This window comes from Saccharopolyspora sp. NPDC002578, from assembly GCF_053592695.1.
On the sequence record NZ_JBSFWJ010000011.1, the window covers coordinates 104,640 to 124,832 of the forward strand.

Consider the following 20,193-nt stretch of genomic DNA (forward strand, 5'->3'; position numbering starts at 1 on the left):
AGGTCAGTGCCGTGGAAGCCGACAAACCGTCCGCAGGCAGTGCGGAACCGGAGCCCGAATTAAGCAGGCAGCCGACGCGCACCGGCGCGCGGGTGTGGCGGGCCGGGCGCCTGGAGTCGATGCCCATCCGGCCGCTGCCCGACGCACCGCCCTCGATCCACCTGCTCGGCCCGACCGTGTTCCTGGTGGCGCTGGGCGTGGGCATGGGCGAGTCCTACATGTGGCCGCGGCTGGTGCTGGTGTTCGGCCCGGAGATCCGCTGGCTGTTCCTCATCGGCGTCACCTTGCAGGCCGTGGTGATGCTGGAGATGGCGCGCTGGGCGATGGCCACCGGCGAGAGCATCTTCAGCGGAGCGGCCCGGATCGCGAAGCCGCTGATGTGGTTCTTCTTCGTCACCGCGATCGCCGTCTACATCTGGCCGGGGCACCTCTCCGCGGGAGCCGCGGCGCTGGAGGAGATCACCGGGGTGCCCTGGGTGCTGTCGGCCTGCGTCGGGCTGGTGCTCGTGGGCGTGGTGTTCAGCCTCGCGAAGGTGATCTACCCGCTGCTGGAGAACGTGCTCAGCGTGCTGATCGGCCTGCTCGTGGTGGGGACCAGCGTGGTCGCCGCGATGGCGGGCAACCTGGCGGACCTCGGCAGCACACTGGCGGGGATGCTGCACTTCGGCTACTTCCCGGCCGAGGCGATGTCGCCGACCTGGTTCCCCATCGTGGTCGGCTCCATCGCGTTCGCCGGGCCGTCCGGGATGCAGCAGATGTGGTACACGCTGCACCTGCGGGACAAGGGGGCCGGCATGGGCGCGCACATCCCCCGCATCCGCGGGCTCCGGCACGCCGCCGACGAGGAGACGATGCCCTCGCGCGGCTTCATGTTCGACACCGCCGACCCGGCCGAGCTGGACAAGTGGCGGGGCTGGCGGCGCTGGGTCACCTTCGACGCGCTGCTGCTGTTCTGGGGCGTGACGATGCTCGTCACGATCTCGTTCACCGTGCTCGCCCAATCCGCGGCCCGGCAGAACCCGGGGGTGCGCGGGCTCATCGAGTCCGGCGAGCGGGAGGCCGCGATCAGCGCGATGGCGGACGCGTTCTCCGCGGCGGGCGGTTCCTGGATGGGCACCGTGTTCCTCGGCTTCATCGCGCTGATCGGGCTGAACGCCACGCTCGGGCTGTTCGACTCGTTCTCCCGCGGGCAGGCCGACATGACCTACCACTTCGTCCCGGGGGCGCGGCGGCTGCGGCTCTCGCACCTGTACGCGGGATTCCTGTGGGGCGTGATCATCTTCGGGATCCTCGTCCTGCTGTTCGGCCCCGCCGACGGTCCTGGCGCGATCCTGGACGTGCTGGCGTTCCTGTCCACGTTCGCGATGGGCGCGTACTGCGTGGTGCTGCTGCTGGTGAACAACCGGCTGCTGCCGAGGCCGATCCGGCCGAAGTGGTGGAGCAACGCGATCATCGGCTTCGGCGCCGTGTTCTACCTCGGCATGCTGTTCTACAGCCTGTTCCGGTTCGGCGTGGTGGTGAGCTGATGCCGTTCCGGGAGAGCGCTCCGATCGCGGTCCCCGGCGCGGTGATCGGTGCGGTGGCGGGCGCGTTCGCCGGGCCGCTGGCCTCCCTCGCGCAGCAACCGCCGTGGTGGACGGCCGTGACGACGCTCGCCCTGGTGCTGCCGCTGGCGTTGTCCGGCGGCGGCCACGGGCTGCTGCTGGCCGCCGGGCTGCTGCGGCCGGGGATGTTCGCGCCGGCCGCCGCGTATTGGCTGGTGGCGTTCCCGCTGGCCCGGTTGCTGCACGAGACGATCACGTGGTGGGTGCTGAGCGGCTCGCCCGGCCTGCGCGAGCCGCTCGCGGGCTTCCTGGCGTACCAGGCGCTGATCGGCACCGGTTTCGCGATCGGCTTCGTCTGGTTGCACGAACGCCTCGCCCCGCACTGGTTCCTGCGGCTGGCCGCGCGCAACGCGCTCGCCGACGCGCTCGCCGCCCACTACGTCCGCCAAGCCGGTCGGCCCCGGGCGCACACCCGCCGCGCCGACGGGCGCTGAGCGGCCCGTCAGTCCACCCGCTGCCGCTGCCGTGGCAGCGGAGTGCTCTGCTCCTGCTCGACCGATTCGTCCTGCCGCGCGGCCGATTCGACGGCCGCGGCCGTCACCAACCCCAGCATGCGGCCGTCCGCGGCGTAACCGCGCGGCATCCGCGCGACCGCTCGCGCCAGCTTCCGCAGTCCTCCCATGAGTGCTCACCTCCCGTTCCGCAACACTGCATACAGTCTGCACTATCCCGGAGATCGGGGAAGCCGCCGAACCGGCATGCGCGAGCTCACACCATCGGCCCAGAACGGCACTAGAACCACGCGGGAGCTGTGAGTCCGCCGACACCGGTGGCGACCAGCGGGCGCGCGCCTCGTAAGCTAGGGGATTCCGGCCTCGTCAGTCCCCCGAGCGGGGCCGGAATCCCCGATCTCAGGATTCCCCATGGCACCACCCGGACCGCCCCAACCGCAGCAGCCGCACGGCGTCGACCACTACGACGCCACCTTCGCCCGCGACCTGCGCTGGTCGCAGCGACTGCGCGAACAGCTAGACGAACTCCCCACCACCCCCGGCCCTGATCTCGACTGAGACATCCTTTCGGAATGATCTTTTGCTCGTTGTCCTGTCAGCGGCGAAGCCGCTGAGCAGCGACCAGCCCGAGCAAGACGACCACCGGCGGGTTCTCGGCGGCTTCCTCGCGAGGACGGCGATGTCGCCGTGTATCGGACATACATCAGAAATCGATCCCGCAGCGAGGAAGCCGCTGAGGTTCCGCTGAGCGACCAGCTACGCGGGTCGTCCTGTCAAGGCCCCGCGGCCGGGCCTGCGTCGACGCCGAGTTGCTCGGCGATCAGTCGCAGCAGGCGTTCGGGGTCGACGGGCTTGGTCACGCATTCGGTGGCTCCGGACGCGAGGCTGCGCTCGCGGTCGCCGTGCATCGCCTTCGCCGTCACCGCGATGATCGGCAGGTCCCGGTGGCGCGGGATGCGCCGGATGGTGCGGATCGTGGAGTTCCCGTCCAGCTCCGGCATCATCACGTCCATCAGCACCACGGACACGTCGTCGTGCTCCTGCAGCGCGCTCAACCCGGCGATGCCGTTGTCCACGTACACCACGCGCAATCCGTGCTGCTCCAGCAGCGCGGTCAGCGCGTAGACGCTGCGCGGATCGTCGTCGACCACGAGCACCTTCTGCCCGCCGAAGCGCAGGAATCCCGCCGCACCGTTCTCCGCTGCGGACCCGTTCTCGGGGGCGACGAGCGGACCGGTGTCCATCGAGGACTCCCACTCCGGCATCGGCGGGTCGATCCCCTCGGCGGCGACGTCGAACTTGACCTCCGCGCTGATCGGCGGGGGTGGCGACGCCGGTTCCGGCGGTGACTCCACCTCGGCGACCGCCTCCGGTTGCTCGTCCCGCTCAGGGAACTCCGCGGGCAGGTGCAGCGTGAACGTGCTGCCCTGGCCCGGTTCGCTTTGCACCGTGAGCTCGCCGCCGAGCAGCGCGGTCAGCTCGCGGCTGATGGACAGGCCGAGCCCGGTGCCGCCGAACTCGCGCACGATCGTGCCGTCGCCCTGCTGGAACGCCTCGAAGATGCGGTTGAGCTTCCCCGCGGGCACCCCGATCCCGGTGTCCTGCACCGAGAACGCCACCAGCTCCGGCTGCGCCCGCAACGCCGGATCGGCCGTCGCCGCCGGGTCGCCGCGCTCGATGCGCAACCGCACCGACCCGTGCTCGGTGAACTTCACCGCGTTCGACAGCAGGTTGCGCAGGATCTGCTCCACCCTGCTCTGGTCGGTGAACAGCCGCGCCGGCGCCGAATCCGCCACCGCCGCCTCGAAATCGAGCCCCTTGTCCGCGGCCAGCGGCCGGTACTGCGACTCCAGGTGCCGGGCCAGCTCCGCCGGATCGACGTCCTCCGGCAGCACAGTCATGTGCCCAGCCTCCACTTTGGACAGATCGAGCACGTCGTTGATCAGCGCCAGCAGGTCGCTGCCCGCGGCGTGGATGGTGTTGGCGAGGTCCACCTGCTGATCGGTGAGGTTGCCGTCGACGTTGTCGGCCAGCAGCTTCGCCAGCAGCAACGAGCTGTTCAGCGGCGTCCGCAGCTCGTGGGACATGTTGGCCAGGAACTCCGACTTGTAGGCCGACGCCAGCGACAGCTCGCTCGCCCGCTCCTCCAGCTGCTGGCGGGCCTGCTCGATCTCGCTGTTCTTGATCTCGATGTCCCGGTTGCGCGCGGCCAGCTGCTCGGCCTTCTCCGCGAGCTCCGAGTTGGAGCGCTGCAACTCGTTCTGCTGGTGCTCCAGCTGTTCGGACCGCGCCCGCAACTCCCGCGCCAAGTGCTGGGACTCGGCCAGCAGCGCCTCCGTCCGGGAGTTGGAGACGATCGTGTTCACCTCCACGCCGATCGTCTCCTGCAACCGTTGCAGCAGATCCAGGTGCAGCGCGCTGAACTCGTGCACCGAGGCGAGTTCCAGCACGGCCAGCACCTGGTCCTCGAACAGCACCGGCACCACCACCACGCCGACCGGGGCCGCGGTGCCCAGCCCGGAACTGATCCGCAGGTACTGCGGCGGCGTCTCCCGCACCAGGATCGTGGTGCGATCGGCGGCGGCCTGGCCCACCAGCGACTCACCCAGCTCGAACCGCTCCGGGGTGTCGGTGCGCGGCAGGCCGTAGGTGGCGGTGCGGGTCAGCACCGGGCCGTCGTCGTCGCCCTGCGCCAGGTAGAACGCCCCGTACTGCGCGGAGACCAGCGGCACCAGCTCCGTCATGATCAGCGCGGCGAGCGCGCGCAGCTCGCCGCGGCCCTGCATCAGCCCGGACAGGCGCGTCAGGTGCGTCTTGAGCCAGTCCTGCTCCTCGTTGGTGCGGGTCGTCTCCGCGAGGTTCGAGATCATCGCGTTGATGTCGTCCTTGAGCTCGGCGACCTCGCCGCTGGCCTCGACGGTGATCTGCCTGGTCAAGTCCCCGCTGGTCACCGCGTTGGCCACGCCCGCGATCGCCCGGACCTGCGTGGTGAGGTTGCCCGCGAGCCGGTTCACGCTCTCGGTCAGGCGCCGCCACGTCCCGGAGACGTCGGCGACCTCGGCCTGGCCGCCGAGCTTGCCCTCGGTGCCGACCTCTCGGGACACCCTGGTCACCTCGCCCGCGAAGGCGGAGAGCTGGTCGACCATCGTGTTGATGGTCGTCTTGAGCTCCAGGATCTCGCCCTGGGCGTCCACGTCGATCTTCTTGGACAGGTCGCCCTGCGCCACCGCCGTCGTCACCTGGGCGATGTTGCGCACCTGGTTGGTCAGGTTGCGCGCCATCAGGTTCACGTTGTCGGTCAGGTCCTTCCACGTCCCCGCCACGCCCGGCACCCGCGCCTGCCCGCCGAGGATGCCCTCGGTGCCGACCTCGCGGGCGACCAGCGTGACCTGCTCGGCGAACGCGCCCAGCGTCTCGACCATCCCGTTGATCGTCGCGGCCAGCGCGGCGACCTCCCCCTTGGTCTCCACGGTGATCTTCTTCGACAGGTCGCCGCCCGCCACGGCCGCGGCCACCGCGGCGATGTTGCGCACCTGGGTGGTGAGGTTGTCGGCCATGATGTTGACGTTGTCGGTGAGGTCCTTCCAGGTGCCGCCGACGCCGGACACCCGCGCCTGCCCGCCGAGCTTGCCCTCGGTGCCGACCTCGCGGGACACCCTGGTCACCTCGTCGGCGAACGCGGAGAGCTGGTCGACCATGGTGTTGAGCGTGTTCTTCAGCTCCAGGACCTCGCCGCGCGCGTCCACGTCGATCTTCTGGGTCAGGTCGCCGCGCGCCACCGCCGTGGCCACCTGGGAGATGTTGCGGACCTGCGCGGTGAGGTTATCGGCCATCAGGTTCACCGAGTCCGTCAGGCCGCGCCAGGTGCCCGCCACCCCCGGCACCTGCGCCTGCCCGCCCAGCCTGCCTTCGCTGCCGACCTCGCGGGACACCCTGGTCACCTCGTCGGCGAATTCCGAGAGCTGGTCCAGCATCGAGTTGAAGGTGTCCTTGAGCTCCACCAGCTCCCCGGAGACCTCGACGGTGATGCGCCTGCTCAGGTCGCCGCGCGCCACCGCCTTCGCGGCCTGGGAGATGTCGCGGACCTGACCGGTGAGGTTCGCGGCCATCCGGTTCACCGCGTCGGCCAGCTCCCACCAGGTGCCCACCAGGCCAGGCACCTGCGCCTGCCCGCCCAGCCTGCCCTCGGTGCCGATCTCCCCGGCGACCCGGCTCACCTCGGAGGCGAACAGCGACAGCTGGTCGAGCAGGTCGTTGACCGTCGAGGCCACGTCGCCGAAGCCGCCGGGCAGCCGGTCGTCGGCGCGGCGCGGCATCCGCTGCGTCAGGTCACCAGCCGCGACCGCGCCCAGCACCCGGCTGAGCTCGCCCGCCGGGCGCAGCAGCGCCTCCAGGAGTTCGGTGACGGCCTGTTCGGCGCCTTGCCAGCCCCCGGTGCCGCCGAAGCTCACGGGCGACTGCGGCCACTCGCCGCGCACGGCCGCCGCGGTGACCCGCCGCAGCTCGGTGATCAGGTGCTGCTCGCGGTCGGCGAGTTCGTTGAACGCCGCGGCGAGTTCCGCGTCGGGGCCCGCCACGGCGAGCCTGCGCCGGAAGTTGCCGTCCCGCAGGTCCCGTAACCCGGCGAGCAGCCGTTCGCGCCCAGGATCAGCGGTCACCGCGTCAGTCCTTGCCCCGGGTGCCGCGGTCGAGCCGCAGTTCGGTCGCGAGCACCGCCGCCTCGCTGCGGTGGCGCATCGCGAGCTTCGCCAGCATCTGCGAGACGTAGTTCTTGATCGTCTTCTCGGCGAGGTACATCCGCTGGGAGATCTCGCGGTTGGTCAGGCCCTCGCCGATGAGCTCCAGCACTTCCCGTTCCCGCGAGGTCAGCTCCCGCAGCGGGTCCGCGCGCTCCTGCTCCCGGCGCAGCCAGGACAGCATCGCCTCGGTCTTCTTCGGGCTCAGCAGCGACCGCCCGGACCCGACGGTCCGCAGCGCGCTGAGCAGCTCCTCGCTGACCACGCCCTTGAGCACGAAACCCGCGGCACCGGCCAGGATCGCGTCCAGCAGCGCCTCGTGATCGTCGAACGAGGTGAGCATCAGGCACCGCAGTTCCGGCTGCTGCGAGCGCAGCTCCCGGCACAGCTCGACGCCGTTGCCGTCGGGCAGCCGCACGTCGAGCACGGCCACGTCCGGCCGGTGCTGCGGCACCAGTGCCAGCGCTTCGGCCGCTGATGCCGCCTCACCGATCAGTTCGAGTTCCGAATCGGATTTCACCAGGGCCGCCACGCCCCGCCGGATCACTTCGTGGTCGTCGACCACGAACACACGTATCGCCATCTCGCTCGCCGCCTCCCCTCGTGGATCACTGCGGACACCAGGGCATTGACCAGCATAAACGGGAAGGCTCGTTACGCACCTGGCGCCGAGTGGCGACGATCTCGCAAGGGGAACCCTGGCGTCGGCGCCACGGCGGTGCCGCCGGCGCCTGGAGCGAGCCGGCCCGAGTACCAGGACAGCTGGCACTGCTCTCGGCAGAAGTCGTCGGACGGGCTAGAGGACGGGATCGGTTCGCGGCAACTCGCACAGAACATCATCGCTGCACCGCCTCCACGGAGAAGGTTCGTGCACGTCAGTGCACCTCCCACGTGTTCCGCTGAGGTTGCGGTCAGGTCACGGAACGCATCACCGCAGTTCAGAGCCCTCCGCCTACGCCCGTCCGGCGCGCAGGCAGTCGGGTGCGGCCAGCGGCGCGCTCACCGCGTCCCGGCACGTCGAGCGGCCTGGCCGTGCTCGACGATCCCGATCCACGCCGTCCTGGTTCAAGCAGTGCCGGTGGTCCGGACCGCGGTCCCTCACCGCAGGGCGTAGACGCTCTCGACGAAGTGCGCGAGCTGGTCGTCGGTGATGTTCCTGGCGAGGTCGGCCTCGCTGATGATGCCGACGAGCCGGTGGTGGTCGATCACCGGCACTCGCCGGATCTGGTGGGTCTCCATCATCATGAGCACTTCGGTCGTCTCGGCGTCGGCGGAGACCCAGTGCGGGGTGCCGGCCGCGAGCTCGCCCGCGGTCACCGACGCCGGGTCCCGTCCCTCCGCGCAGCAGTGCAGCACGATGTCCCGATCGGTCAGCATGCCGCGCAACCGGTCGTCCCGGCCGCAGATGGGCAGCGACCCCACTCCCAGGTCGCGCATCATCCTGGCGGCCACCTGCAGGCTCTCGTCCTCACCCACGCAGCGGGCTCCCGCGTGCATGATCTCGCGCGCCATCATGAGCTTCTCCTTCCGGCTCGGACCGAACGCGGCCCACCTCGCCGCGCGGCTCAGGATTCCCGCATCAGGCGGTCGAACGCCTCGTTCGCGTGCGCCCAGACCGCGGTGAGCACCCCGTCGGACCCCTCGGCGCCCGGCGGGGCGTCGATGGCGACGACGAAGCCGGGCTCGGCCACCCTGCGTCGCAGGAAGACCAGGTGCCCCGCGCGGGAGCGGCCCATCCGCTCGCCGTTGTCCCGCGCCACGCTCTGCCCGGGAACCAGTTCGGAGGTATCGGTGTCGGCCATGCTCTCCGTTGTAGTCACTTCCGCGCGCAGCCGCAGGCCAACGACGATGCGTGTGCGGTAGCGGCGCAGCAGTGGTGCGCTGGTGGTGCGAGAGGCGCCCCGGACCGCGCGGTCGCGGGGCTGATGCGGCGAACAGGAGCACTCGATGGCAACCGAAGAAGTCGACGCGGTCGTGATCGGCATGGGCCCGGGAGGCGAGGACGTCGCGGGGCGCCTGGCCACCGCCGGGCTGGACGTCGTGGCCGTGGAGTCCCGCCTGGTCGGCGGGGAATGCCCGTACTACGCGTGCATTCCGACGAAGATGATGGTGCGCGCCGCGGACGCGCTCGGCGAAGCCCGGCGAGTCCCGGAACTGGCCGGTTCCGCCACGGTGCGGCCCGATTTCACACCGGTCGCCGACCGGATCCGCGACGAGGCCACCACCGGCTGGGACGACACCGCCGCCGTGGAGCGGTTCGAGCGCACCGGCGGGCGGCTGGTCCGCGGCCGCGGCCGGATCACCGCCCCCGGCGAGGTCACCGTCACGACGGACTCCGGGCCGCGGACCTTCCACGCGCGCAGGGCGATCGTGCTCAACCCGGGCACCGAGCCCAACGTGCCGCCGATCGACGGCCTCGCCGACACCCCGTACTGGACGAACCGGGACGCGGTCGCCGCGCGGACGGCTCCGGAATCGCTGCTGGTGCTCGGCGCGGGACCGGTGGGGCTGGAGTTCACCCAGGTCTTCGCCCGCTTCGGCAGCGCCGTCACCGTCGTCGAGACCGGTGAGCGGATCCTCGGCCCCGCCGAACCGGAGGCGTCGGAGGTCCTGGAGCGGGTGCTGCGCGCCGACGGCGTCGACGTGCGCTGCGGGGCGGGCGTGCGGCGGGTGTCGCACTCCGACGGCCGGTTCCGCGTCGAGTTCGACGAGGGCGATCCCGTCGAGGCGGAACGGCTGCTGGTGGCCACCGGCAGGCGGACCGACCTCGCCGCGCTGGGCGTGGGTGCGGTCGGGCTCGACGAAGCCGCCCGCACGATCCCCGTGGACGAACGGCTGCGCGCCGCCGACGGCGTGTGGGCGATCGGCGACGTCACCGGCCACGGCGCGTTCACCCACACCTCGGTGTACCAGGCGCCCATCGCCGCGGCCGACGTCCTCGGCGAGCAGGGTCCCGCCGCCGAGTACCGCGCGGTCCCCTCGGTCACGTTCACCGATCCCGAGGTCGGCATGGTCGGGCTCACCGAGAAGGCGGCCACCGACCGGGGCCTGCGGGTGCGCACCGGCATCGCGCATATCCCGTCCGCGGTGCGCGGCTGGATCCACCGGGCCGGCAACGACGGGCTGATCAAGGTGGTGGCCGACGCCGACCGCGACGTGCTCGTCGGCGCGACAGCCGTCGCCCCCGGCGGCGGTGAGGTCCTGGGCGCGCTGGCCGTCGCGGTGCACGCCGAGGTCCCGCTCGCCGTGCTGCGCCGGATGATCTACGCCTATCCGACGTTCCACCGCGCGATCAGCTCGGCGATCGACGACCTCGACGCGTCGTAGCCGGTTTCAACCCGCGCCGCGGCGGGGAGGCCGGAGGGCGCAACCGCTCGGCAGGAGGCCATGTGACCTACGTAATCACCGAACCGTGCGTGGACGTGCTCGACCGGTCCTGCATCGACGAGTGCCCGGTCGACTGCATCTACGAGGGCGGCCGGATGCTCTACATCCACCCCGACGAGTGCATCGACTGCGGTGCCTGCGAACCGGTGTGCCCGGTGGAGGCGATCTACTACGAGGACGACGTGCCCGACGAGTACCAGGCCTACACCCAGGCCAACGCCGAGTTCTTCACCGAGCTCGGCTCTCCCGGCGGCGCGGCCGAGGTGGGAAAGGTCGACCGCGACGTCCCGCCCGTCACGACCCTGCCGAAGATGGCCGACTGACGCGCCCGGCGCCCGCGCACCCGTACGATGGATCAGCACGGCGGGCGCACCGGATCTCCTGGCGGTGCCCCCGGCCCGCGTGCCGCGGGCACCAGCCGACACGACGGACGAGCCGGGGACGACGGGGCGCATGGGAACATCGGAACGCATCGGCACTCCCGCCGTCGCGACGGCGGGCGGCAAGCCCAGTTCGGTGCGCCGCGCCATCGACCAGATCCGCACGATGCTGCGCAGCCAGGAGATCCTGCCCGGCCAGTCGCTGCGCCAGGAGGCGCTGGCCGAACGGCTCGGGGTGAGCCGGGTGCCGGTGCGGGAGGCGTTGAAGGCCCTGGAGGGCGAGGGCGTGCTGCACCACCGGCCGAACGTCGGCTACACGGTGGCCCGGCTCTCCGCGGACGAGCTGCGCCAGGCCTACCTGATGCGGGCGGCGCTGGAAACGGTGGTGCTGCGCGAGATTCCGCGCCTGAGCGCCGAGCAGCTCGCCGAGCTCACCGCCCTCAACGAGCGCATCGCGGAGGCCGCCGCCGCTCCGGACGTGGCGCTGATGCTGGAGCTCAACCACGAGTTCCACTTCGCGGTGTTCCGCCATTCCGGGCTGAACCTGGTCGTGGACGAGATCGAGCGGGTGTGGCAGCGCACCGAGGTCTACCGGACCGTCTACCTCTACGACGAGGCATCCCGGCGGCGCATCGTGCGCGAACACCGGCAGCTGATCACCGCGCTGCGCCGCGGCAGCACCGAGCGCGCGGTGGAACTCATGAACGCCCACCGCGACGCCACCCGCGACACCCTCGCCCCGGCCCTCGCCCCGCCCACCTGACCCCTCCGAACCGCGCCGCACCTGTTTCAACCCCGCGCAATTTCGCGAGATTTCGAAACACCCCCGCCACCAGATCAGCGGTTACACCACCAGTTCACAGCCGATTTCCCGGCTCCGCTGCGGAGTCCGGGCCGCGCAATTTCGCGAGAAATCTCGGGCAGGCCCCTCCGGTGCACGGACCGGCCCGAGACGGGCTCGGAGCAGTTCGGTGGGCGCTGGTCGTTCTGGTGGATTGCATTCAATTTTGCATGGACTTCGCCTGAAGTGACGTGGTTCACTCCGTCTGCGCACGACGGCGTGGGCGACGGGAGGCGGCATGGCGGACCTGGAATACGGAGTCTCCGAGGGCGTGGGCACGATCCTGCTCAACCGCCCGGAGCGCAAGAACGCGTTCACCTTGCAGATGGTCGACCAGTGGGCGCAGGCGATCCGCGAGGCCCGCGCCGACCCCGACGTGCGGGTGCTCGTGGTCACCGGCGCCGGGGACGCCTTCTGCTCCGGGGTCGACCTCGACGACTTCACCGGCGAGCGGAAAACCGTGCTGCAGAACAAGACCGTGCTCACCGAGCGCGTGCACCAGGTGGCGCTCGCACTGGAGGACATGGACAAGCCGGTGCTCGCGTCGGTCAACGGCGTCGCGGTGGGCGCGGGCATGGACATGGCGCTGATGTGCGACATCCGGCTGATCTCGGAGTCCGCGCGGTTCTCCGAGGGCTACGTGCGAGTGGGTCTGGTACCGGGTGACGGCGGCTGCTACTTCCTGCCCCGGCTGGTGGGCACCGCGAAGGCGCTGGAGTTGTTGTGGACGGGGGATTTCGTGGACTCCGCCACGGCCGTCGAGCTCGGCATCGCCAGCTACCGCTACCCGGACGCCGAGCTGCCGGAACGGACCGCCGAGTTCGCGCGCAAGCTCGCCGCGGGCCCGCCGGTGGCCGTCCGGGCGATCAAGCGCGCGCTGTACCAGTCCGCGCGGTGCGACCTGCGCACCTCGTTGGACCTGATCTCCTCGCACCAGGCGATCGTGCAGTCCACCGAGGACTCCGCTGAAGCGCTCAGCGCGTTCCGCGAGAAGCGCCGGCCCGGCTTCCAGGGCCGGTGACGTCCACTGTGGAACCTCTGCTGAACCCCGCTGCGGTGGCGGTCGTCGGAGCCTCCGAGCGCAAACCGATGGCCGCCAGGCTGACCCGGTTCCTGATCGACGACGGCTTCACCGGCGCGATCCACCCGGTGAACCCGCGATACGAGCAGGTGCACGGCCTGCCCTGCTACCCGGCGCTGGACCGATTACCCGGCCCGGTCGACCTGGTGCTGATCATGGTGCCCGCCGGCCAGGTGGCCGAGGCCGTCGCCGAGTCCGCGCGGGCCGGCGCCCGGCTGGCGATCGTGCTGTCCTCCGGGTTCGCCGAGGTCGGCCCGGACGGCGCCGCGCTCCAGCGGGAGCTGGCGGACACGGCGCGGCGGTGCGGAATCCGCGTCCTCGGGCCCAACTGCCAGGGACTGCTCTACCGGCCCGCCGCGTTGACCGCGACGTTCAGCTCCGGCGCGGGCCTCCCCTCCGCGCCACCCGCCGAGACCGGCGGCATCGCCTACGTCGGCCAGAGCGGAGCGCTCGGCGGCAGCGTGCTGGGCATGGCGGCCGACCGGGGCGTCGGGCTCACCGCGTGGATCTCCGTCGGCAACCAGGCCGACCTCACCGCGACCGAGGCGACCGCGCTGCTGCTGGAGGACCCGGCGATCCGGGTGCTGGCCTGCTACCTGGAGCAGTTGCCGGACGGAGCGGAGTGGACCCGGTTGACCGGCCGGGCCGCCGAGCTGGGCAAGCACCTGGTGGTGCTGCGCTCCGGGCGTTCGGCAGCGGGGCAGCGCGCCGTCGCCTCGCACACCGGGGCGCTGGTCCGCTCCGGCGCGGCGTTCGACCTCGTCGCGGAACGCTCCGGGGCGGTGCTGGTGGACGACGTCGACGAGCTGCTGGACACGGCGATCGCGCTCGGCGGCCCGCGCCCGTCGGACGGACGGATCGGGGTCGTCACCAGCTCCGGCGGCGCCGGTGGTCTCGCCGCCGACCAGGCCGAGCCCACCGGCCTGCGGCTGCCGGAGCTCGATCAGTCCACACAGGACTCCCTCGCGCCGCTGATCCCGCCGTTCGGCAGCGTGGCGAACCCCGTGGACGTGACGGCGCAGGTGATCAACGACGCGAGCGCCCTCGGACAGGTCTGCGAGACCGTGGCCGCCGATGACGCGGTGGACGCCGTGCTGGTGCTGCTGACGACGCTCGGCGGACGCACCGCGGAGCAGATCGCCGAGTCGATCCTGCGGGCCTCCCGCGCCTGCGCCAAGCCGTACGTTGTGGCGTGGCAGTACTCGCACGCCGAGATCGCGGCACCTGCCGGGCGGTTGCGGCGAGCGGGGATTCCCGTCGTCTCGACGAGCAGCGCGGCGATCACCCTGCTCTCGCGGCTGCTGCCGCGCCACCGCCCCACTGTCGCCCCGATCGCCCCGCCGGGCTCAGCGGCGCACCCGCCCACCGGCACGCTCACCGAAGCCGCCGGTGCGCGGCTGCTCGACGCGCTCGGCGTGGTCCGGCCGCGCGGCGCGCTCGCCACCGACGCGGCTCAAGCCGAGGCAGCCGCCCGCGATCTGCGCGGCGAACTGGTGCTCAAGGTCCAATCACCCGACGTGGCGCACAAGACCGAGGTGGGCGGAGTCCTGCTCGGAGTGCCCGTCGCCGAAGCCGGTGCCGCCGCCGACCGCCTGCTGCGCGCGGTCCGGACCGCGGCGCCGCACGCCCGGATCGACGGGGTGTTGGTGCAGGAACTCGCGCCACCCGGCGTGGAACTGCTGGTCGGCGCACAAGGCGGCCGCGACGGCTACCCGCCGGTGCTCACCGTCGGCTTCGGTGGTGTCACCGCCGAGCTCTACGCCGACGTGGTCACCGCGCTCGCGCCGGTCGACGTGGCGGGTGCCGAGCGGATGCTGCGCGCGTTGCGCGGGGCTCCGCTGCTCACCGGCTTCCGGGGTAGCCCGCCCGTCGACCTGCGGGCGGCGGCGGCGGCGATCGCGGCGCTCTCGCAGGCCGCGGCCGTGTGGGGCGACCGCTTCGCCGAATTGGAGATCAACCCGCTGATCGTGCACACCGAGGGCGCCACCGCGGTGGACCTGCTGCTCACCGGCACGCCGAAGGACCGCGGATGAGCACGAAACAGCAACGACGACCCCACGTGCGGGCGGTGATCGGCGGCTCGATCGGCAACCTGGTCGAGTGGTACGACTGGTTCGTCTACGCCAGCTTCGCGCTGTACTTCGCCGGGCGGTTCTTCCCGGAGGGCGACGCGACGGCGCAGTTGATGAACACGGCGGCGGTGTTCGCGGTCGGTTTCCTGGCCCGCCCGCTCGGCGGGTGGCTGCTGGGCCGAGTCGCCGACCGGCGAGGCCGGAAGTTCGGGCTCACCTTGTCGGTGAGCATGATGTCGGTGAGCGCGCTGATGATCGCCGTCGCGCCCACCCACGACCGCGCCGGATACCTCGGCGCCGTCGTCCTGCTCGTCGCCCGCGTGCTGCAGGGCCTGAGCGTCGGCGGCGAGTACGCGGCCAGCGCCTCCTACCTCACGGAGGCCTCGCTTCGCGGGCATCGCGGGCTCGGTTCCAGCTTCCAGTACGTGTCGGTGACGCTGGGCCAGCTGCTGGGGCTGGCCGTGCTCATGGTGCTGCAGGCGACGCTGACCGAGGCGGAGCTGACGGCGTGGGGCTGGCGGATCCCGTTCATCATCGGGGCGGTCGCCGCGGTCGTGGTGTTCTACCTGCGCCGCGGCCTGCACGAGACCGACGCCTACCGGGAGGAAGCGGCGCACGACGACACCGAACGGCGCGGCACGATGCGGGAGGTGTGGCGGCACCGGCGGGCGGCGCTGCTGGTGTTCGCGCTGACCATCGGCGGCAGCGTCGCGTTCTACACCTACACGACCTACCTGACGAAGTACCTGGCGAACTCCGTCGGTCTGTCCAAATCGGACGCGACGCTGGTGATGTTCTGCGCGCTGTGCCTGTTCACCGTGCTGCTGCCGGTGGGCGGGGCGCTGTCGGACCGGGTCGGGCGCCGGCCGGTGCTGATCTTCTTCGGCGTCGGCACCACGCTGGGCACCTATCCGATCCTCACCGCGATGCAGCGCTGGCCGTCGGTCGGTGTCGCGCTGGCGCTGACGATGCTGGCGCTGACCGTCGTGTGCGGCTACTCCTCGGTGAACGCGTGCGTGAAGGCGGAGCTGTTCCCCACCAGCGTGCGCACGGTCGGCGTGGCGATCCCGTATTCGCTGGCGCAGGCGCTGTTCGGCGGCACCGCCGAGTACATCGCGCTGGCGTTCCGCGACGCGGGCCACGAGCACTACTTCTTCTTCTACGTCTCGGGATGCGCGCTGTTCTCGCTCGTCGTGTACCTGGCGATGCCCGAGACGCGGACCGCGGCGCTGAGCAGGACCGAACTCGACGCGGACGAGGAGCGGGTGGCATGACCGAACGCACCGAACTGCGCCGTCAGGTGCGCGACCTGTGCCGCAGCCGGCGGGACGAGGGACGTTACCGGCCGCGCGCGGACGCGTGGTTGCGCTCGTTCGACCTGGAATTCTCCCGAGAGCTGGCCCGGCACGGCTGGATCGGCATGACGTGGCCGCGCCGCGTCGGCGGCGCCGAGCGGTCCAATGTGGACCGATTGGTCGTCACCGAGGAGCTGCTGCGGGCCGGGGCACCGGTCGCGGCGCACTGGATCGGTGACCGCCAGATCGGCCCGTCGATCCTGCGGCACGGGACGCCCGAGCTGCAGCGGGAGATCCTGCCCGGCATCGCCTCCGGCGATCACGTGCTCTGCCTGGGCATGAGCGAACCCGAGGCCGGTTCCGACCTCGCCGCCGTGCGCACCACCGCCCGGCCCACCGCGGGCGGCTGGCGGGTCGACGGCCGCAAGATCTGGACGAGCCACGCGCACCGCGCCACGCACTCCTACCTGCTCGCGCGCACGGAGCGCACCGAGCGCAAGCACGACGGCCTCACCGAGTTCCTGGTGGACATGGACTCACCGGGCATCACCGTCACGCCGATCGTGGACATGGCGGGTTCGCACCACTTCAACGAGGTGGTGTTCGAGGACGTGTTCGTGCCCGCCGGCCGGGTCATCGGCGTGGCGGGCCAGGGCTGGCGGCAGGTCACCGAGCAGCTCGCCCACGAGCGCGGCGGGCCGGAGCGGGTGCTCTCGACGTATCCGGTGCTCGCCGGGCTGCTCACCGCGAAGGCCGAGTGGGACGAGGGCCTGCTGGTGGAGCTCGGCGAGCTCGTCGCCCGGCTGGGCGCGCTGCGGGCGATGTGCGTGCGAGTCGCCGAAGCGCTCGACACCGGCACCGCGCCGATCCGGGAGGCCGCGACGCTCAAGTACCTGGGCACCGAGTTCGAACGCGACGTGCTCGAATTCGCGCGCGGCGCGGCGGTTCCCGGGGTGCTCGCACCGGACGACCCGCTGGGCGAGGCGATCCTCGCCGCGCCGGGGTTCAGCATCCGCGGCGGCTCCTCCGAGGTGCTGCTGTCCATCCTCGCCAAGCAGGAGGCGCTGTGAACGACGCGCTGCTCGCGGAGGTCGCCGCCGACGTGCTCGGCTCCGCCACCCCGCAGGACGCCGGTGATCGACTGCCCGAGGTGTGGGCGACGATGGCCGAACTGGAGTGGCCGCTGGTGTCGATCCCGGAGAGCTCCGGCGGCGCGGGCGGGCGCCTCGCGGACCTGCTGGCGCTGGTCGGCGCGGTGGCCGAGCACGGGCTGAGCGCGCCGCTGGCGGAGGCCGCGCTCGCCCGCTGGGCGGTGGCCGCCGCCGGGCGCCCGGACCTGCCGGGGCTGGTGCTGCCCGCGTGGGAGGACGACACCGGCGTGCCGCGCGGCGCCGCCTGGGCGCGGCACGCGCGGAACCTGGTCGTGTGGCCGCGCACCGGTGCGCCGTACCTGGCCGACCTGGCCACCGCGCGCGTCTTCTGCGGCACGAACCTCGCCGCGGAACCGAGGGACACCGTCGTGGTGGGCGCCGACGCCCGCACCCCGCTGCCGGACGCACCCTCCCGTTCAGCGTCGGTGGACCGCGCCGCGCTGCTCAACGCCGCCGCGATCAGCGGGGCGGCGCGGGGAGCGCACGAGATCACCCGCCTGCACGTGACGCGGCGCGAGCAGTTCGGCCGCCCGCTGATCGCGCTGAAGGCGGTCGCGCAGTCGCTCGCCGGGATGCGCGCCGAGCTCGTGTCCGCCCAGGCGGCGCTGGACCGGGCCTGCGCCGCCCACACCGACGATCCGACCCGAGCACGCCCCGCGACCGCGGCGGCGAAGATCCGCGCGGCGCGGGCGGCGACCTCGATCGCGCGCGGCGCGCACCAGCTGCACGGCGCGATGGGCGTGACCCGGGAGCACTCGCTGCACCACGTCACCCGCAAGCTGTGGGCCTGGCGCGACGAGCACGGCACGGAACGCGCCTGGTCCACCTGGCTCGGCCGCACAACCGCCACCGCAACCGAAGACGAACTGTGGGACCACCTCACCGGCTGACCCCTTTTCGGCTCACCTACGTGGGGGTCGGGTGGCGGGACCTCACAACCTGTCTTTGATCTTGCATTTCCAGGTGAGCGGCGCCCTTGGTCCTTGCCTTGTCAGCGGCGAAGCCGCTGAGCAGCGCCCACCAAAGCAGGCCGACCACCCGCGGGTTCTCAGCGTTCTTCTCGCGAGGACAGCTTTTCCCTCGTGGCGGAGCCACTCGGGAAAAAACTGCCACACCGGCCAGGGGCGCAGCGAGAAGAACGCTGAGAACCCGCCACCCAACCCCTACACAGATCAAAAACAGGCAAGGCAATAGGTTCAGGGGGACAGTTCGCGGCGGAGGTCTCGTTTGAGGACTTTTCCGGTGCTGGTGCGGGGGATCTCGCCGGTCCGCAGCGAGACCTGGTCCGGGACCTTGAACGCGGCCAAACGTTGCGCGACGTGCCGGCGCAGGTCGTCGGGATCGAGGTCGGCGCCGTCGCGGACCTGCACGATCGCGGCGACCTGCTCGCCGAGGTCCTGGTGCGGCACGCCGACCACGGCCGCGTCGGCGACGTCCGGGTGCTCGAACAGCGCGGCCTCCACTTCGGCGCAGTAGACGTTCTCGCCGCCGCGGATCACGATGTCCTTGAGCCGGTCCACCACCCGCACCAGCCCGTCGGTGACGTAGCCGAGGTCGCCGGTGCGGAACCAGCCGTCGACGAACGCCGCCGCGGTGGCCGTCGGGTCGTTCCAGTAGCCGCGCACGACGTTGGGGCCGCGGAACCAGAGCTCACCGATCTCCCCCGCTGGCACGTCCTCCTCCGTCGCGGGGTCGACCACGCGCAGGTCGGCGCCGGGCACGCAGCGGCCCACGCTGTCGGGGTGGGCGACGTACTCCGGGCCGCCGTTGTTCACGACGGCCGACGTGGTCTCGGTGAGCCCGTAGCCGTTGCCGGGCGCGACGTTCGCGGTGAACGAGGTGTGCACCAGCCCGACCAGGTCCGGCGGGATCGGCGCACCGCCCATGTTCACCGCTTCCACAGTGGACAGATCGCCCTCGGCGTGGCGGACGAGTTCGCGCAGCACGGTGGGCACTCCGGCGATGGTGTTGACCCGTTCCTCGCGCACCAGGCGGATCGCCTCGTCCGGTTCCCAGCGGTACATCGTCGCCAGCTTCCCGCCCGCCAACGTCGTCGAGCACAACCCGGACAGGCCCGCGATGTGGAAGATCGGGAACGTGAGCAGCACCGAAGGCCGGGCGTCCGGATCGGGTTCCACGCCCGCCGCGGCCTGCAGCAGCCGCCGCCCCAACGCCATGTTCCACAGGTTCGTGCAGTGGTTGCGGTGGCTGGCCACGGCGCCCTTCGGTCGTCCCGTGGTGCCGGAGGTGTACATGATGGTGGCGTCGTCGTCCGGATCGACGACCACGCCCGGCAGCGCCGCGTCCGGGTCCAGCCCGGTGAGCAGTTCGTCCCAGCAGCGCACGCCTTCCTGCGGGCTGTCGCCGCGGACCTGCACGACGTCGAGTTCGCCGAAGTCCGGTGCGAGCCTGCCGACACGCTCGGCGTCCGCGAACAGCACCCGCGCACCGGAGTCCTCCAGCGCGAAGCGCAGTTCCGGTCCCGTCCACCACGCGTTGAGCGGTACCGCCACGAGCCCGGCGGCCTGCACCGCCCAGAAGATCGGCGCCCACTCCGGGTAGTTGCGCATGGCGATCGCGACCCGATCCCCTTGGCTGAGCCCGAAATCGGTCAGCAAGGTCGCCGCCAGCCCGGTCGCGACCCGCAGGTGCTCGGTGAACGTCCACCGCTGCTCGCCGAACACGAGGTAGTCGGCGTCGCCGTGCACCGCGGTGCTGAGCAGCACGTCGCGCAAGGTCTGCGGGCCGGTGGCGTAGATCCGCATCGGGATGCCGCGCACCTCGCGCGGAACCAGTTCGAACTCCCCGCCCGGCCCGGTGAACTCCGCCAGCAGACGTTCCCGATCCAGCATGCAGCGACTCCTCCCCGGTCCGCGTCGACCGGCCGGCACCACGATCATCCCCAGTCTGCGACACGAACCTCCCCCGAAACAGCCCCCGAACCGCCGCATCCCTTCCACACCGAACCGCGGATCACGAGCACACCCGAAGACTCACCGGAACCGGCCGGCTCAGAGCCACCTTGTGGTCATCCCAGGTGAGCGGCGTTGGTTCCTTGTCTTGTCAGCGGCGAAGCCGCTGAGCAGTGACCACCAAAGCAAAAAGACCACCCGCGGGTTCTCAGTGGCTTCCTCGCGAGGACAGCTTTTTCCCTCGTGGCGGAGCCACTTGGGAAAAAGATCCCGCAGCGAGGA

At 71.6% G+C, this 20,193-nt stretch carries 17 protein-coding genes; 11 read left to right on the forward strand and 6 right to left on the reverse strand.

Annotated elements, in window-relative coordinates:
* The first annotated feature begins 11 nt into the window (after positions 1 to 11).
* Both ACWD38_RS08375 and ACWD38_RS08380 read left to right on the forward strand, forming a co-directional pair.
* Positions 12 to 1,526 (forward strand): Nramp family divalent metal transporter, encoded by a 1,515-nt coding sequence (locus ACWD38_RS08375; protein WP_450123680.1) that lies wholly within the window; start codon positions 12 to 14, stop codon positions 1,524 to 1,526.
* Positions 1,526 to 2,038: a hypothetical protein gene (locus tag ACWD38_RS08380; RefSeq protein ID WP_184479142.1), complete on the forward strand. Its 513-nt coding sequence runs from the start codon at positions 1,526 to 1,528 to the stop codon at positions 2,036 to 2,038. The genes ACWD38_RS08375 and ACWD38_RS08380 overlap by 1 nt, the downstream gene beginning before the upstream one ends.
* 8 nt (positions 2,039 to 2,046) lie before the next feature.
* On the opposite strand, the gene ACWD38_RS08385 is transcribed toward ACWD38_RS08380, so the two are convergent.
* Complete coding sequence (locus tag ACWD38_RS08385) at positions 2,047 to 2,226, reverse strand: hypothetical protein (RefSeq protein ID WP_184479141.1); 180 nt, start codon at positions 2,224 to 2,226, stop codon at positions 2,047 to 2,049.
* A 241-nt stretch (positions 2,227 to 2,467) separates the two neighbouring features.
* Between ACWD38_RS08385 and ACWD38_RS08390 the strand changes: the two genes are divergently transcribed.
* The gene (locus tag ACWD38_RS08390; protein ID WP_184479140.1) at positions 2,468 to 2,614 is read left to right on the forward strand and encodes a hypothetical protein; all 147 of its coding nucleotides are present in this window, start codon (positions 2,468 to 2,470) and stop codon (positions 2,612 to 2,614) included.
* Positions 2,615 to 2,829: 215 nt separating this feature from the next.
* Here ACWD38_RS08390 and ACWD38_RS08395 read toward each other — a convergent pair whose 3' ends face one another.
* From ACWD38_RS08395 to ACWD38_RS08410, 4 genes are all read right to left on the reverse strand, one after another.
* Positions 2,830 to 6,714 carry a HAMP domain-containing protein gene (locus ACWD38_RS08395; RefSeq protein ID WP_450123681.1) on the reverse strand — a complete coding sequence of 1,295 codons (3,885 nt, stop codon included), beginning with the start codon at positions 6,712 to 6,714 and terminating at the stop codon, positions 2,830 to 2,832.
* 4 nt (positions 6,715 to 6,718) lie between these two features.
* Positions 6,719 to 7,375 (reverse strand): response regulator, encoded by a 657-nt coding sequence (locus tag ACWD38_RS08400; RefSeq protein ID WP_450123682.1) that lies wholly within the window; start codon positions 7,373 to 7,375, stop codon positions 6,719 to 6,721.
* Between the two features lie 515 nt (positions 7,376 to 7,890).
* Positions 7,891 to 8,307, reverse strand: coding sequence for a CBS domain-containing protein (locus tag ACWD38_RS08405; RefSeq protein ID WP_184479137.1), 417 nt, complete (start codon positions 8,305 to 8,307; stop codon positions 7,891 to 7,893).
* A gap of 50 nt (positions 8,308 to 8,357) precedes the next feature.
* Positions 8,358 to 8,594 (reverse strand): hypothetical protein, encoded by a 237-nt coding sequence (locus tag ACWD38_RS08410; protein ID WP_184479136.1) that lies wholly within the window; start codon positions 8,592 to 8,594, stop codon positions 8,358 to 8,360.
* A 145-nt stretch (positions 8,595 to 8,739) separates the two neighbouring features.
* Between ACWD38_RS08410 and ACWD38_RS08415 the strand changes: the two genes are divergently transcribed.
* The 8 genes from ACWD38_RS08415 to ACWD38_RS08450 all read left to right on the forward strand — a co-directional run bounded on the left by ACWD38_RS08415 (position 8,740) and on the right by ACWD38_RS08450 (position 17,889).
* On the forward strand, positions 8,740 to 10,119 hold the full coding sequence (locus tag ACWD38_RS08415; protein ID WP_450123683.1) for a dihydrolipoyl dehydrogenase family protein: 1,380 nt from the start codon (positions 8,740 to 8,742) through the stop codon (positions 10,117 to 10,119).
* 62 nt (positions 10,120 to 10,181) lie between these two features.
* Positions 10,182 to 10,502: a ferredoxin gene (fdxA, locus tag ACWD38_RS08420; RefSeq protein ID WP_450123684.1), complete on the forward strand. Its 321-nt coding sequence runs from the start codon at positions 10,182 to 10,184 to the stop codon at positions 10,500 to 10,502.
* A 130-nt stretch (positions 10,503 to 10,632) separates the two neighbouring features.
* Complete coding sequence (locus ACWD38_RS08425; protein ID WP_450123685.1) at positions 10,633 to 11,322, forward strand: GntR family transcriptional regulator; 690 nt, start codon at positions 10,633 to 10,635, stop codon at positions 11,320 to 11,322.
* A gap of 316 nt (positions 11,323 to 11,638) precedes the next feature.
* On the forward strand, positions 11,639 to 12,421 hold the full coding sequence (locus ACWD38_RS08430) for an enoyl-CoA hydratase/isomerase family protein (protein WP_184479132.1): 783 nt from the start codon (positions 11,639 to 11,641) through the stop codon (positions 12,419 to 12,421).
* Between the two features lie 8 nt (positions 12,422 to 12,429).
* Positions 12,430 to 14,514 (forward strand): acetate--CoA ligase family protein, encoded by a 2,085-nt coding sequence (locus ACWD38_RS08435; protein ID WP_221315800.1) that lies wholly within the window; start codon positions 12,430 to 12,432, stop codon positions 14,512 to 14,514.
* On the forward strand, positions 14,511 to 15,827 hold the full coding sequence (locus ACWD38_RS08440) for an MFS transporter (RefSeq protein ID WP_184479131.1): 1,317 nt from the start codon (positions 14,511 to 14,513) through the stop codon (positions 15,825 to 15,827). Before ACWD38_RS08435 ends, ACWD38_RS08440 begins: the two co-directional genes overlap by 4 nt.
* Complete coding sequence (locus tag ACWD38_RS08445) at positions 15,824 to 16,918, forward strand: acyl-CoA dehydrogenase family protein (RefSeq protein ID WP_450123686.1); 1,095 nt, start codon at positions 15,824 to 15,826, stop codon at positions 16,916 to 16,918. Before ACWD38_RS08440 ends, ACWD38_RS08445 begins: the two co-directional genes overlap by 4 nt.
* The gene (locus tag ACWD38_RS08450; protein ID WP_184479129.1) at positions 16,915 to 17,889 is read left to right on the forward strand and encodes an acyl-CoA dehydrogenase family protein; all 975 of its coding nucleotides are present in this window, start codon (positions 16,915 to 16,917) and stop codon (positions 17,887 to 17,889) included. The genes ACWD38_RS08445 and ACWD38_RS08450 overlap by 4 nt, the downstream gene beginning before the upstream one ends.
* Before the next feature lie 306 nt (positions 17,890 to 18,195).
* On the opposite strand, the gene ACWD38_RS08455 is transcribed toward ACWD38_RS08450, so the two are convergent.
* Complete coding sequence (locus ACWD38_RS08455) at positions 18,196 to 19,851, reverse strand: class I adenylate-forming enzyme family protein (protein WP_450123687.1); 1,656 nt, start codon at positions 19,849 to 19,851, stop codon at positions 18,196 to 18,198.
* Positions 19,852 to 20,193: the final 342 nt, after the last annotated feature.